This window comes from Ruegeria sp. BE10, from assembly GCF_056538905.1.
This window is the reverse complement of the sequence record NZ_JBQFTX010000005.1, coordinates 95,312-109,558: the sequence shown is the minus strand read 5'-3', so window position 1 is coordinate 109,558 and position 14,247 is coordinate 95,312. Positions and strand designations below refer to the sequence as shown.

Below are 14,247 nucleotides of genomic sequence, written 5' to 3'. Positions count from 1 at the left end.
GCCTTGCCGGAAATTGCGTTTGAATCAAGCCCAAGCACAACAGGATGTGATTTTTTGGTTCGCCCTGTGCTAGCGCCGCCCGACCTGGCGGCAGATCAGAATCACCGGCAACAGCCCCACCGCAAGGATCACCAGCGAGGGCACGGCGGCACCCTCCAACCGCTCATCCGAGGCCAGCCGATACGCCTGTACCGCCAGCGTATCAAAATTGAAGGGCCGCATGATCAGGGTGGCGGGAAGCTCTTTCATCACGTCGACAAAGACGATCAGCAGCGCCGTCAGCAGCGAGGGCGTCAGGATCGGCAAATGCACCCGTCTCAGCGTTCCCAACGGGGTCTGGCCCAACGACCGTGCAGCGGCGTCCATGTTGACATGCACCGTGCTTTGCCCACCCTCATAAGCGCTGAGCGCGGCGGCCAGGAAACGCACCATATAGGCCGCGATCAGCAACCAGATTGACCCGGTAACCAGCAGTCCGGTCGAGATATCAAAAGTTTCGCGCATCCAAGCATCCAATGCGTTGTCGAAACTAGCAAATGGCACCAAAAGGCCCACCGCGATTACACCACCCGGCACCGCATAACCCAGCCGCGCGACATAACCTGCCGTGGCGGACCCTTTGCCCGGGCGCAACCGCTGATAGAACCCGATGCAAATCGCCGCAAAAACGGTGACGACGGCAGCCGTACCTGCCAGCGTCAACGAGTTCTGGATGAACCCGATATAGCGCCGCGACAGCAGGTTCTGTTCCGATTCAAGCCCCATCTGCACGAGAATGAACACCGGCAGCAAAAAACCCAACAGCACCGGAATGGCACACAGCATGAACCCCGCAACTGCAAACCAACCTTTAATCTGCTGTGCTGGCAGTGGGGCGTGGCTTTTACCTGCCTGGTAATATTTTGCCTTGCCCCGCCGAGTGCGTTCGATCACTGCCAGTAGCAATGCGAAACCCAGTAGGCACATGGCCAGCTGCGCGGCGGCAGCGCGGTCTCCGATCGAAAACCAGCTGGTATAGATACCGGTGGCAAAGGTCTGAACGCCGAAATAAGCTACGGTGCCAAAATCGGCGATGGTCTCCATGATCGCCAGCAGGACCCCGCCGGCAATTGCCGGGCGCGCCATTGGCAAGGACACATGCCAGAACGCCAGCCAAGGGCTTTTCCCCAACGCCCGCGCGGCCAGAAAAGCGGTCGAGCTTTGCTGTAGAAAGGCGGCGCGGGCCAACAAATAGACATAAGGATACAGAACCAGGATCAGCATCACCGCCGCGCCCCCGGTCGAGCGAATCTCGGGGAACCAATAATCGCGCGGGCCCCAGCCGGTCACCTCGCGCAGGGTGGATTGAACGATACCGGGGTGATCCAGAATGAACGTATAGGCATAGGCCAGAACATAGGCCGGAAAGGCCAGTGGTAAGACCAGAGCGATCTCAAGAAAGCGAACACCGGGAAAGCGGGTCATCGTCACCAGCCAGGCCGCGCCCACACCGATGGACAGGGTCCCGAGGGCGACCAGAACCACCAAAATCAACGTCGTCAGCGCATAGCCGGGCAGAACCGTATCCAGCAGGTGTGAGATCGTTTCCGTCCCACCCGTCACTGCCGCAAGCACAACCGCAATCATCGGCAGCAGACAGGCTGCTGCCACCAGATAAGCCACCACGGCCACCAACCGGGTGCCAAACACGCCCCGATTGCGCGTTCCGTGTTCTGAGTATTCGATTTCGGCCATGTTTCCGGTGTTACAGGCAAAGAGGCGCAGGTTTCGCCTTTAATCGACTAAAATGCTAAGAAACACCAGTAGGCAGAGGAACAATTCTGCGGCACAAACTGCCGCAGAACCCTTTGTTGGACTATTCGTAAACGCGCTGATCCTCGATCACCAATCCGTCCTTGGGCAGTGAACCGGGGGCCACAACCTCAATCGCGCCTTTCAGTTTCAGCACCTCAATTACGGATTTGGCATAGGTCACGTCATCGTCGCGTGGGCTTTCGATCTGAACGGTCATCGTGTCCATTTCCCCCTGTCGCGCGGCGATGACACGGGCTTTGACGATCTCTGAATGTTTGTCGACCAGCGCGGCCACCTGTTCAGGACGCACGAACATGCCTTTGATCTTGGTGGTCTGATCGGCCCGTCCCATCCAACCCTTGATACGCAAGTTGGTGCGGCCACAAGGCGATTGTCCGGGCATGATCGCGGACATATCACCGGTGGCAAACCGGATCAGCGGATAATCTGGGTTTAACGAGGTCACCACGACCTCACCCACCTCACCCGTGGCAACCGGGGTGCCTGTGCCGGGCGTGACGATTTCGACAATCACATGCTCGTCGATGATCATCCCCTCCATCGCGTGGCTTTCATAGGCGATATTGCCCAGATCGGCGGTGGCATAACATTGCAGACAGGAAATACCCCGGTCGGCATAATCCTGACGCAGCGATGGGAACAGTGCGCCACCACCCACCACGGCAGAAGAAAAGTTCAGCTCCACGCCCATCTCATCCGCTTTGTCCAGAATGACCTTCAGGTAATCCGGAGTACCAGCATAAGACGTACACCCCACATCCCGCGCCGCAGTGACCTGCAGCTCGGTCTGGCCGGTACCGGCGGGCAGCACAGCGGCCCCAACAGCCCGCGCACCACTTTCAAAAATCATCCCAGCCGGGGTCAGGTGATAGCCAAAACAGTTATGGACGATATCACCGGGTCCTACGCCTGCCGCATGCAGGAACCGGCCCATGCGCCACCAATCGGGATCAGTGCTGCCGGGCTCATAAATCGGACCCGGGGACTGGAAAACATGGTGAAAATGCCGCGCTGGTGTGACCGTGAACCCGCCAAACGGCGGCCGCGCCGCCTGTGCCTGCGCCAGATCAGATTTGCGCAGCACCGGCAGTTTCACCAGATCCTCGGCCGAGGCAACAGCATTGCAATCAACCCCTGCCAGATGCGCCGCAAAACCTGGCGCGGACAACGCCCGCTGAATTTGAACACGCAGCGCCTGCGCCTGATCGGCAGCGCGCTCGTCGGCTGAACGGGTCTCGAGCGCGTCGTAGTAATTCGTCATGACCAGATCCTCCATCCGCTTACAGCCACCTTTTGCGGCGGCGGTATGAGCGCACGTCACGGAAGCTTTTGCGCCCCTCGTCGGACATGCCCAGATAAAACTCTTTCACATCCGGGTTTTCGCGTAGATCGGCCGCCGGGCCGTCCATCACAACACGCCCCGATTCCAGAATGTATCCGTAATGTGCAAACCGCAGTGCCACATTGGTGTTCTGTTCGGCCAGCAGGAAGGACACGCCCTCTTTCTCGTTCAAATCCTTGACGATGCCGAAAATCTCTTCGACTAGCTGCGGCGCAAGACCCATCGAGGGCTCATCCAGCAGGATCGTTTCCGGCCGTGACATCAGCGCCCGGCCCATTGCCACCATCTGCTGTTCCCCGCCCGAGGTGTAGCCCGCCTGCGACCGGCGCCGTTCGGCGAGACGCGGGAAATAGGAATACACAAGTTCAAGATCCTGCTGGATCGCCGCGTTGCCATCCTTGCGAGTATAGGCCCCGGTCAGAAGATTTTCCTCGACCGTCAGGTGTTCAAAGCAATGGCGGCCTTCCATCACCTGAATGACGCCCTTTTCCACCAGATCGGCCGGATCGCTTTCATGCACGCTGGTGCCGCGATAGGTGATCGTACCCTTGGTGACCTCGCCCCGTTCGGACTGCAGCAGGTTCGACACCGCCTTGAGCGTCGTGGTCTTGCCCGCCCCGTTGCCGCCCAGCAAGGCGGTGATCCCACCCTTGGGCACGGTTAGGCTGACGCCCTTCAGCACAAGAATGACGTGGTTGTAGATCACCTCGATATTGTTGACCTCCAACAGGGTTTCGGCCTGTACATCGGTGGTTTGTGCCGCATCCAGCATCGTCAACTCCCGTAGATTTCGTTGATCTTGCGCTCCAACTCAGCCGCGGTCAGCCACGGGATGGGTTGAGAGCTTGTCATGTTCTTCCCCGCCTCGAACAAGGCCCCGGTGATACATTTGTCAAAAAGGGGTTCGGGGTTCTTGCAATTGAGCGCGGGCAGTTCAGGCGCAACCAATGCCTTAAAGGTCCAAGAGGGGTTCTGTTTCACAACGCGAAGGGTTCGGTCGATCGACTCGCGAAATCCCTGATCGGTGACCAGTTGGAAATTCCGGCCTGCCAACGCGAGGATACCGGGTCCCGGGTCCTTTTCTGCGACAACCAGATCGCCGTTCACCAGCAAAGTTACCCGAACGTCAAATTGTTGGCCTGTGCGCTGCGTAGCTGTTTGCTGACCCTGGGCCAGACCTTCCAGAAACACGTGCTGGCGCACACCTGCATCCGCATAAAGGTCCCCATTGATCTTGCGAGGCGGGAACAGAACCGGAATGGCCGAGCTGGCCAGAACCGCCTCGGACACGCAATCCTCTTTTGTCGCGAAATCATCTGGGGTGGTGGCCAGATACTGACCGATATCCATGATGTCGAACCGCCCAGTTTTCAGATTGACCGCGCCGACCACCACGCTGTTGACCTCTTGCCCGGATTGGCCCGGGTCGGCCCGGTTGGCGATACGATCCAGCAGAGGTTCGTCAATTTCACTTTCGACCAGCCGTTTCAGCTTTTTGGTGCTGAAGACAGAACTGGCCAAAGGAATCGGTGGCACGATTTGCAGCGACAGCACATCGTTCAAATTGATCCTGGTATTGGATTTCAGGCGCGCGTCAAACGCCGATCCCGCAAATGCCAGAGGGGTAATCAATGCCCCGGCGCTGGCCCCGGTCACGACGTTGAAGTCTGGCCTGCCGTTTTCTGTCCAGCCCGTCAGAACGCCTGATGAGAAGGCACCATATTGCCCACCGGTGGTCATAGCTAGAATTTCGACTGGAATGCCCCGCCCATCGCGGTCAAGGTTTGCACGTTGCGTGGCCTGACCTTCGAACACCCGGGCAAACAGATCCGCAGTCGCATCCACATTCGGCGCTGAGCTGCGCCCGACAACGGATTTCGCCGGAACAAAATCTCGGACAAGCCCGGTGCAGGTCGGCCCGTCGATCTCGGGCGCGCTGCACGCAGCAAGCCCAAGTACCGCACTCAGCACTATCCCTGTTCTTATCCGGAGAAACTCCAGCATCACCGCCTGTCCTTGTTTGGGGGTTGGGGCGGCGGATCACCGCCACCCCTTTTTTTGTTGCGCTTTAGTTGCAGCGCCCCTCGAGGTTGTTTTCCGACGCGTAAGCTGCGGAATCCTCGTCGATAAGCGCACCGATCACGTCACCATCTGTTGGTTTGAAGTCAGAAATCAGCGACCAGGTCTTGTTCGCCGCGTCCCACTGCGTCACACCAACCAGAGCGTCGCCGCCGTGGTTTTTGCACGAGACCGAGAAGGTCGGACCAAAGTTCGGCAGGCCCAGCTCAGCCATTTTCTCTTCGGTCATTTCAAGCGCTTCCATACCGTCACGCATGTCAGCCGGAGTGATTTCGGCATTGCCCGAAAGCTCTTGTGCTTTCTTAATGGCTTCTGCAGCCAGCACCGCGGCGTAAAGGCCACGGTTATACAGTACCGTCCCAACCTGATCGCCTGCACCGGCAGCCTTGCCAGAATCGACCACATATTGTTGCAGGTCAGCAAAGACCGGGAAATCCGTGCCCACATTGTGGAAGGTCAGCGCCTTGTAGCCATTCGCGGCCTCACCCGCAGGCACAACGTCATTTTCCGAGCCGGACCACCAGATACCGATGAAATTCTCCATCGGGAAGCGGATGTTCGCGGCTTCCTGTACCGCAACCTGGTTCATGACGCCCCAGCCCCACATCAAGACATAGTCAGGACGGTCGCGGCGGATCTGCAGCCATTGCGACTTTTGCTCTTGACCGGGGTGATCGACCGGTAGGGCCGCCAGCTCAAAGCCGTGCTTATTGGACAGTTCTTCCAGCGTGCGGATCGGCTCCTTGCCGTAGGCCGAATTGTGGTAGACCAGAGCAATTTTCTTGCCGCTCAGATCGCCACCGTTTTCTTCCAGCAGATAGTTAATCGCACCTGACGCCCCGTCCCAATAGTTGGCCGGATAGTTGAACGTGTGGCTAAAAACGTCGCCATTCTTAGCCGAAGTCCGGCCATATCCCATCGTGTGCAACGGGATATTGTCCGCAGTCACTTTTGGGATCAACTGATAGGTGATGCCCGTCGACAGCGGTTGATAGACCAACGCGCCTTCGCCCTTGGTCGATTCGTAGCACTCAACCCCTTTTTCGGTGTTGTAGCCAGTTTCGCATTCGACCACGCGGATCGGCACGCCGCCAATGCCGCCATCCCGTTCGTTCAATAGGGTGAAATAGTCGTTATACCCGTCCGAAAACGGAATGCCGCCAGCTGCATAAGGCCCAGTCCGGTAGCTGAGATCAGGGATTACCAAATCCGCCAGAGCCGGTCCTGCGGCCATCAGGGCGCTAAGCGCCGCGGTTGCCAGTGTCAATTTCATCGGGTGTCTCCTCCCTTGGTTGGTCCGATGTTGGGGTCGGGCTTTGCACCCGTTATCTGATTGGGCCTGCCCCTTAGTGCGGGAACGGCCAGAGTCTGAGTTTCTCTTTCGCCACGCGCCAAAGCTGCGCCAGACCGTGTGGCTCAAGGATCAGGAACATGATGATCAGCGCGCCGACAATCACCAGCTGCAGATGCGCCACAATATCGGTGGGCCAGCCCAGCCAATCGGCGCCAACGACTTTCAGCACCACGGGCAGCAACACCAGAAACGCAGCACCCGCAAAGGATCCGAAAATAGACCCTAACCCGCCAATAATGATCATGAACAGCACCAGAAATGATTTCTGAATGCCAAAGACCTCACCCACTTCGACAGCACCCAAATAGACGGCAAAGAACAGCGCCCCGGCGATGCCCACAAAGAACGAGCTGACGGCAAAAGCGGTCAGTTTCGCCTTCAGCGGGTTCACCCCGATGATCTCGGCGGCGATATCCATGTCGCGGATCGCCATCCAGCTGCGCCCCGTGGTGCCACGCGTCAGGTTGCGCGCGATAATGGCGCTGACCGACAGGAAGATCAGGCAGAACAGATAGGTTGCCCAGGCCGGCGCATTCGGGCCGGTGATGATGATGCCGAACACGTCTCGCTCGGGCGCGTTGATCTGGCCCGAAGCGGAATAGTTGTAGAACCACGGTACGCGGTTGAAAAGCCAGACCAGAAAGAACTGCGCGGCCAGTGTTGCCACCGCCAGATAGAACCCCTTGATACGCAGGCTTGGCAGGCCGAACAGCACGCCGACAATGGCGGTGATCCCGCCCGCCAGAATGACATGTATGAACATGCTGACATCCGGGAACGCGGTCATCAGCTTGTAGCAGGCATAGGCCCCCACGGCCATGAACCCCCCGGTGCCCAAGCTGACCTGACCGCAATAGCCCACTAGAATGTTCAACCCGATCGCTGCAATCGCATAGATCAGAAACGGCAACAGCAACGCATTGGCCCAGTAATCATTGATGAGGAACGGAATGATCCCAAAGGCCACGGCGAGCACGACATAGTACCGATACCGGTCGAACTTGATCGGAAAGGTCTGGTTGTCATCGATGTAGGAGGTTTTGAAATCCCCGGCCTCACGGTAGAACATGACTTATTTCTCCCACTCTTCCTGCGCCCGGTTGCGGGCCTTGGCATCCAGTTGGTTCGATCCTTTGGCGTATCCGCTCGCCTCGGAACTGCGCACCAGTTTCATGTAGGCCAGAACGCCCGTGATCAGCCCGGCAAAAGCCAGTATCGCGGCCACGACCAGTTGGCTTTCGGTCAGATCTTCCGAGGTGACGGCGATATAGCCAAAGGCCCAGAACCCGGCCCATGCGATGACGTTGATGATGGCGATCAGTTTGGTCATGCCCTACACCCTCTCGATGATTTTCTCACCGAAGAGGCCTTGCGGTCGGAACACCAGGAAGATCAACGCCAGAACATAGGCAAACCAGTTCTCGGTCGCACCGCCAACCAAGGGGCCGATGGCGAACTCGAACAGTTTTTCACCCACACCGATGATCAGCCCACCGACAATGGCACCTGGGATCGAGGTAAACCCGCCCAGCATCAGCACCGGCAGCGCCTTGAGCGCGATCAGCGACAGCGAGAACTGCACGCCCGACTTGGTGCCCCACATGATACCCGCGACCAGCGCCACGAACCCAGCCACCGACCAGACCATGATCCAGATGAAGTTCAGCGAGATGCCAACCGACAGTGCTGCCTGATGGTCATCGGCCACAGCGCGCATGGCCCGGCCCTGTTTGGTATACTGGCTGAACGCCACCAGGGCCGCCACCAGCAGCGCCGCAATCACAGTCGCCACGATGTCCAGATTGTCGAGGAAGAAGCCATAGCCGAAGATGTTATAGGTGCTCTCATCAATCCACAGGTTGATGCCCTGCGGCAGGCCCACATCCAGCGTCTTGATCTCGGATCCCCACATCAGGTCGGCCACACCTTCAAGGAAATAGGCCAGCCCGATGGTGGCCATGAACAGGATGATCGGCTCTTGCCCTACCAGATGACGCATGACGAACCGCTGTACCGCCCAGGCCAGCAATACCATGACACCCATGGTCAAAAGGATCGCCACAAAAGCGGGCACATTCCACCCGAAAGTATGAACGTGCGTGCCAAAAGTCGCGTTGATCACATGCGCAAAGGGCACCTGCCCGTTCATGATCCCGACCAGCGTCATCGCCGCAAACAGCGCCATAACGCCTTGGGCATAATTGAAAATCCCCGAAGCTTTGTAGATCAGAACAAAGCCCAGCGCGACCAGCGCATAGAGCACCCCGGCCATCAGACCGTTGAGGATGACCTCCATCGCGAATACGAGTTGTTCAGGCATCTGCGCCTCTCCCCATGTCTGTCCGATGCTCAGTCATGACTGACCCCCAGATAGGCGTCGATGACGTCCTGATTGCTGCGCACCTCATCCGGGGTGCCGTCGCCGATCTTTTTTCCATAATCCATCACGACCACGCGATCGCTCAGGTCCATCACCACGCCCATATCGTGTTCGATCAAGGCAATGGTGGTGCCGAATTCGTCATTCACGTCTAGGATAAAGCGGCTCATGTCCTCTTTTTCTTCGACATTCATGCCCGCCATCGGCTCATCCAGCAGCAGCAGCCTGGGTTCGGCCGCCAGCGCACGGGCCAGCTCGACCCGCTTTTTCAGCCCGTAGGGCAGGCGCGACACCGGCGTTTTGCGAATGTGCTGGATTTCCAGAAAATCGATGATCTTCTCCACCGCCTCGCGGTTCTCCACCTCTTCCGCTTCTGCCTTGCCCTTCCACCAGGCCTGCTGAAAAATGTTGGTCTTCATAAAGTTCAGCCGTCCGGTCATAACGTTGTCCAAAACGCTCATACCTTCGAACAGAGCGATGTTCTGGAACGTCCGCGCAATGCCTTGCTGCGCGACCTCGAATGGCCGCATCTGCGGGCGCTTGGCTCCGTGAAACCAGACCTCACCCTCTTGCGGGACATAGAACCCGGAAATCACGTTCAACATCGAGGACTTGCCCGCCCCGTTCGGTCCAATAATCGCCCGGATCTCACCCTCGCGAATATCGAACGAGATATCCTTGATCGCCACCACACCGCCAAAACGCAGAGTGATGTTCTTCATCTCCATCACCACGCCGCCGATCTTGCGGCCGTCTTCGGTGACATATCCTTCGGAACTATCCAGCATCAGTCACTCCCTGACCTACGCAAAAACGGGATGGCGGGCGGGGCGATGACCGCAGGTCGAGCGGCGCTCGGCGACCCATCATTCCGCAGCCACTTTATGTTGAGCGACCGGTACAACCGACGCATCTACGATCTCAAGCGTTGCGCTGATCGATCCCTTGCGGCCGTCCTCATAGGTCACTTCCGTTTTGGTCGAGACGGTCTCTGACCCGTCATACAGCGCCGCGATAATGTCGCTGAACTTGTCCTCGACAAACCCGCGCCGCACTTTCCGCGTGCGGGTCATCTCGCCGTCATCCGCATCCAGTTCCTTGTGTAGAACCACAAAGCGATGCACCTGACAGCCCGACAGCATCTCGTCGGCGGCAACAGATTTGTTCACCTCTTCCACATGCGCCTTGATGGTCTCTAACACCTGTGGATTCGCCGTCAGTTCTTGATAAGACCCGTAGGCCACGTTGTTACGTTCCGCCCAATTGCTCACTGCTGTCAGGTCGATATTGATAAAGGCCACGCAGCGATCCTTGCCGTTTCCGAACAAAACAACTTCAAGGATGTCAGGATAGAATTTCAGCTTGTTCTCGACGTATTTCGGCGCAAACATCGACCCGTCGGCCATCTTGCCCACATCCTTTGCGCGGTCAATTATCCGCAAATGTCCTGAGTTCTCTTCGATGAAACCGGCATCGCCAGTGGCAACCCATCCCTCGGCATCTTTGGTCGAGGCCGTGGAATCCGGGTTTTTGAAATACTCAACAAAAACACCGGGCGAGCGATAGTGAATTTCTCCCTTGTCATCGATCTTCAACTCGACATCCGGCGCAGGCACACCAACCGTATCCGCGCGTACTTCGCCGTCCGGTTGCACGGTGATGAATACAGTGGCCTCGGTCTGGCCGTAGAGCTGTTTCAGATTGATGCCAAGGGATCGGTAGAAATCGAAAATCTCGGGCCCGATGGCCTCACCCGCCGTATAGCCCACCCGGAACCGACCATAGCCCAGCGTATCCTTCAGCGGGCCGTAGACCAGCAGATTGCCCAGCGCGTATTTCAACTTATCACCGAGGCCCACGGGTTTGCCATCCAGCAGCAAACCTCCGACCTTCTTGGCATGCGCCATGAAGTGATGGAACATGCGCTGCTTCAGCTTGCCCGCGTCCTCCATCCGGATCATCACATTGGTCAGCTGGGTCTCAAACACGCGCGGCGGGGCGAAGAAATAGGTCGGCCCGATCTCGCGCAGATCGGTCATCATCGTATCGGCGCTTTCGGGGCAGTTCACGCAGAACCCGCACCAATAGGCCTGACCGATGGAAAAGATAAAATCGCCCACCCAGGCCATCGGCAGGTAGGACAGGATATCCTCGCTCTGGGTCAGATGATCGAACTCAGCTGAATTCTTGGCGCTTTCGATGACGTTGCGGTTCGACAACACCACGCCCTTGGGCTTGCCGGTAGTGCCCGAGGTATAGAGCATCACGCAGGTATCGTCATAGGTGATCGCAGCGATGCGCTTGTCCAGTTCCGCATCGAACCGGGCGTGACCGGCACGGCCTTCGGCCATGATATCATCCAGCGCATTCATCTGGGAATGGTCGTATTTCCGCATCCCCCGCTTGTCGGTATAAAGGATGTTTTTGACCTGGTGCAGGTTTTCCTGAATCTCGATGACCTTATCGACCTGCTCTTGGTCCCCGCAGACGACGTATTTTGCACCGCAATGTTCCAGCACATAGGCCATCTCTTCGGCCACCGCGTCCTGATATAGTGGAACCGGAACCGCACCGACCATTTGCGCCGCGACCATCGACCAATAATGCGCCGGGCGGTTGCGACCGATCACAGCAATATGGTCGCCCTTTTCAACACCCAACTCGAGAAACCCCAACGCGATGGCACGAATTTCCTTAGTCGTCTCAGCCCAGGTCCAGCATTGCCAGATGCCGAATTCTTTCTCTCGATAGGCCGGGGCGTCCCCGAACTGTGTCGCGTTTCGGTGTAGCAGCGCAGCAAGGGAGTGCATCCCCTCGGCGCCCGACTGCGTCTGAGCCAATCTTCCTCTCCTCCACATCCGGCCTCTCCCCGGGCCGGAAAAAGCGGACCCGAGGATCAACCCCGGACGCCAACGCCCGATTAAGGGACGCTTGCACGATCAGCGTCAACTTTTTCCTGATGTTTTCTCAATTCTTACGAATTGTAACAACCAAGACGTGGTGAAACCTGACCGATCTCGGGTGTGGAAATTGCAAACCTAAACCGAACGAACAGATAAACAGCCCTGACCTACTATCAAATGCTCTCATCGTCAGGAACGATTTGCCGCTGCAGACATCGGTCTTGCGGAGGTCTTCTAATGGCTAAATATTCTGGATTACCACATAAGACACGGCGCGTTGGGCGCTGGTAAAAAAATCAGAAAATCGCGTGTTGATGAAGGCCGACAACAACAAAGGCCGACGCCGCAATGACCAATGCAGACGCGAAATACTTGAAACTTAGCTGTTTCTTTTCAGGCTTCATCGTCCATGTCGCCCATTTGTTTTGCAATTCATTGTTGGTGGAACTTGTATCGCTTTTCATAACATCACCAATCCGATCTGCGCCATTCAATCTGCGTAGCCGCCCCTGACCTTATCATTGAGTAATTCTGCAGACAGGCACCATTAGGTGTTTTCGACTCGCCGTAAGCTAACAGAGTTTGCATCAACAATATTAAATACAGAAGCAACGCGTTGTTCACATTGCATTCACATTCTCTTGGTTGAAAACGGAACTGATTTCGTTCCGACGTCCAATCTGACGGACTTACAGCCAGTCCCGCAAAATTGGGATCAGCGGCACATCCGCTGCAGGCATCGGGTAGTTTCGCAACTCATTCGCGCGCACCCATTTCAGTGCCTGCCCTTCTTTAGACTGCGGGATCCCCTCCCACTTGCGGCAGGCAAACAAGGGCATCAACAGGTGAAAATCGTCATAGCTGTGACTGGCGAAGGTCAGCGGGGCAAGGCAGGAGGCCCAGGTGTCGATGCCCAGCTCCTCATGCAATTCGCGGATCAAGGCGGCTTCGGGCGTTTCTCCGGCTTCGATCTTGCCGCCGGGGAACTCCCACAAGCCCGCCATGGATTTACCTTCCGGGCGCTGCGCCAGCAACACCCGGCCCTCGATGTCGATCAGGGCGACGGCAGACACTAATACGGTTTTCATGGTCGCAATCCCGGACGCAAAACCGGGCTCCACTTTTGCTGGAATTGCTCCGGTTTCACGAGCGATAATCCGCGTTGATCTCGATATACCCGTGGGTCAGATCGCAGGTCCAAACGGTGGACTTACCTTCGCCCAGCCCCAGGTCGACCGAGATCACCAGATCCTGACCTTTCATATAGGCGGCGGCGGCGTCCTCGCTGTAATCGGGGCTGACCCAGCCTTTCTCGGCCACCAGAATGTCACCGAAAGAAATGCTCAGCAGGTCCCGATCCGCCGCGGCACCCGATTTTCCGATGGCCATAACAACGCGGCCCCAGTTCGGGTCCTCGCCCGCAATTGCGGTTTTGACCAGAGGGGAATTGGCAATGGCCAACCCATGCACCTTGGCATCTGCGTCCGAGGTGGCCCCAGTCACGCGGATTTCCACGAATTTAGTCGCACCTTCTCCGTCGCGCACTACCTGCTGCGCCAAATCCAGCATCACGCCTTCCAGTGCCTCGGCAAAGGCGGCATTGCCCGTCGCATCCACGCCTGACGCCCCGGTCGCGCACAGCAACAGGCTGTCCGAAGTTGAGGTATCGCTATCCACCGTGATGCAGTTGAATGTCCGGTCCGTCTGCGCGCCTAGCAGCGCCTGCAGCGCCGACTGTTCGACCTGCGCATCGGTGAAAATGTAAACCAGCATCGTCGCCATATCCGGGGCGATCATGCCTGATCCCTTTGCAATCCCCGCAATAGAGACTGTTTTTCCATCAATCTCGACCTGCGCGCAGGATCCTTTTGGGAACGTGTCCGTGGTCATGATCGCGCGCGCGGCATCCTCAACCGCGTGACGGCTAAGGCCCGCTTTCAGAGCCTCAAGCTGCGCCACGATACGCTCATGGGGCAGCGGCTCACCAATTACGCCGGTGGACGAGGTAAAAACCCGTTCGACCGGAACACCGGTGGCCTTGGAAACTGCCTGCGTCACCTCGGCCACCGAGGTCTGACCATAATGACCGGTAAAGGCATTGGCATTGCCTGAATTCACCAGGATCGCAGCTGGTCCCTCGTTGGTTCCGCCGATCTTGTCCTGACAGTCTAGGACAGGAGCCGCGCGTGTGGCGGAGCGGGTGAACACCCCCGCCACCGAAGTGCCGGGATCCATCACCGCCAGCATAACATCAGTACGGCCCTGATAGCGCACACCGGCCTCGACCGTGGCGAACCGCACACCATCAATCGCGGGCAAATCGGGAAAGGCCGCCGGGGCCAACGGAGATACCTTGGTGATCGTGGCCACGGGG

13 protein-coding genes are annotated in these 14,247 nt (G+C 57.8%); all 13 read right to left on the bottom strand.

What is annotated here, in order from left to right:
• Window positions 1-69 precede the first annotated feature (69 nt).
• The gene (locus ACR0M2_RS12850; RefSeq protein WP_480705412.1) at window positions 70-1,734 is read right to left on the bottom strand and encodes an ABC transporter permease; all 1,665 of its coding nucleotides are present in this window, start codon (window positions 1,732-1,734) and stop codon (window positions 70-72) included.
• A 121-nt stretch (window positions 1,735-1,855) separates the two neighbouring features.
• Window positions 1,856-3,076 (bottom strand): phenylacetate--CoA ligase family protein, encoded by a 1,221-nt coding sequence (locus ACR0M2_RS12845; protein ID WP_480662907.1) that lies wholly within the window; start codon window positions 3,074-3,076, stop codon window positions 1,856-1,858.
• 19 nt (window positions 3,077-3,095) lie between these two features.
• Complete coding sequence (locus ACR0M2_RS12840) at window positions 3,096-3,929, bottom strand: ABC transporter ATP-binding protein (protein ID WP_170349612.1); 834 nt, start codon at window positions 3,927-3,929, stop codon at window positions 3,096-3,098.
• A gap of 2 nt (window positions 3,930-3,931) precedes the next feature.
• Window positions 3,932-5,161, bottom strand: coding sequence for a patatin-like phospholipase family protein (locus ACR0M2_RS12835; protein ID WP_480705410.1), 1,230 nt, complete (start codon window positions 5,159-5,161; stop codon window positions 3,932-3,934).
• 64 nt (window positions 5,162-5,225) lie between these two features.
• Window positions 5,226-6,509 carry an ABC transporter substrate-binding protein gene (locus ACR0M2_RS12830; protein ID WP_480705408.1) on the bottom strand — a complete coding sequence of 428 codons (1,284 nt, stop codon included), beginning with the start codon at window positions 6,507-6,509 and terminating at the stop codon, window positions 5,226-5,228.
• A 73-nt stretch (window positions 6,510-6,582) separates the two neighbouring features.
• Window positions 6,583-7,659, bottom strand: a complete 1,077-nt coding sequence (locus ACR0M2_RS12825) for a branched-chain amino acid ABC transporter permease (RefSeq protein ID WP_170349609.1) — start codon at window positions 7,657-7,659, stop codon at window positions 6,583-6,585.
• Window positions 7,660-7,662: 3 nt separating this feature from the next.
• Window positions 7,663-7,920 carry a hypothetical protein gene (locus ACR0M2_RS12820; protein ID WP_170411030.1) on the bottom strand — a complete coding sequence of 86 codons (258 nt, stop codon included), beginning with the start codon at window positions 7,918-7,920 and terminating at the stop codon, window positions 7,663-7,665.
• Between the two features lie 3 nt (window positions 7,921-7,923).
• Complete coding sequence (locus ACR0M2_RS12815; protein WP_170360982.1) at window positions 7,924-8,910, bottom strand: branched-chain amino acid ABC transporter permease; 987 nt, start codon at window positions 8,908-8,910, stop codon at window positions 7,924-7,926.
• A gap of 29 nt (window positions 8,911-8,939) precedes the next feature.
• Window positions 8,940-9,758, bottom strand: a complete 819-nt coding sequence (locus ACR0M2_RS12810) for an ABC transporter ATP-binding protein (protein WP_170349605.1) — start codon at window positions 9,756-9,758, stop codon at window positions 8,940-8,942.
• 78 nt (window positions 9,759-9,836) lie between these two features.
• Window positions 9,837-11,780, bottom strand: coding sequence for an AMP-binding protein (locus ACR0M2_RS12805; RefSeq protein ID WP_480705590.1), 1,944 nt, complete (start codon window positions 11,778-11,780; stop codon window positions 9,837-9,839).
• Window positions 11,781-12,169: 389 nt separating this feature from the next.
• Window positions 12,170-12,367 (bottom strand): hypothetical protein, encoded by a 198-nt coding sequence (locus tag ACR0M2_RS12800; RefSeq protein ID WP_170360986.1) that lies wholly within the window; start codon window positions 12,365-12,367, stop codon window positions 12,170-12,172.
• A 195-nt stretch (window positions 12,368-12,562) separates the two neighbouring features.
• The gene (mutT, locus tag ACR0M2_RS12795) at window positions 12,563-12,961 is read right to left on the bottom strand and encodes an 8-oxo-dGTP diphosphatase MutT (RefSeq protein WP_170349603.1); all 399 of its coding nucleotides are present in this window, start codon (window positions 12,959-12,961) and stop codon (window positions 12,563-12,565) included.
• Window positions 12,962-13,016: 55 nt separating this feature from the next.
• Window positions 13,017-14,243: a bifunctional glutamate N-acetyltransferase/amino-acid acetyltransferase ArgJ gene (gene argJ / locus ACR0M2_RS12790; protein WP_480705406.1), complete on the bottom strand. Its 1,227-nt coding sequence runs from the start codon at window positions 14,241-14,243 to the stop codon at window positions 13,017-13,019.
• Window positions 14,244-14,247 lie beyond the last annotated feature (4 nt).

Coding starts and splice junctions, on each gene's coding strand:
- ACR0M2_RS12805 (WP_480705590.1), bottom strand. CDS start 11,780: ATGCACTCCCTTGCTGCGCTGCTACACCGAAACGCGACACAGTTCGGG.
- ACR0M2_RS12845 (WP_480662907.1), bottom strand. CDS start 3,076: ATGACGAATTACTACGACGCGCTCGAGACCCGTTCAGCCGACGAGCGC.
- ACR0M2_RS12835 (WP_480705410.1), bottom strand. CDS start 5,161: ATGCTGGAGTTTCTCCGGATAAGAACAGGGATAGTGCTGAGTGCGGTA.
- ACR0M2_RS12810 (WP_170349605.1), bottom strand. CDS start 9,758: ATGCTGGATAGTTCCGAAGGATATGTCACCGAAGACGGCCGCAAGATC.
- ACR0M2_RS12825 (WP_170349609.1), bottom strand. CDS start 7,659: ATGTTCTACCGTGAGGCCGGGGATTTCAAAACCTCCTACATCGATGAC.
- ACR0M2_RS12830 (WP_480705408.1), bottom strand. CDS start 6,509: ATGAAATTGACACTGGCAACCGCGGCGCTTAGCGCCCTGATGGCCGCA.
- ACR0M2_RS12815 (WP_170360982.1), bottom strand. CDS start 8,910: ATGCCTGAACAACTCGTATTCGCGATGGAGGTCATCCTCAACGGTCTG.
- mutT (WP_170349603.1), bottom strand. CDS start 12,961: ATGAAAACCGTATTAGTGTCTGCCGTCGCCCTGATCGACATCGAGGGC.
- ACR0M2_RS12820 (WP_170411030.1), bottom strand. CDS start 7,920: ATGACCAAACTGATCGCCATCATCAACGTCATCGCATGGGCCGGGTTC.
- ACR0M2_RS12850 (WP_480705412.1), bottom strand. CDS start 1,734: ATGGCCGAAATCGAATACTCAGAACACGGAACGCGCAATCGGGGCGTG.
- ACR0M2_RS12840 (WP_170349612.1), bottom strand. CDS start 3,929: ATGCTGGATGCGGCACAAACCACCGATGTACAGGCCGAAACCCTGTTG.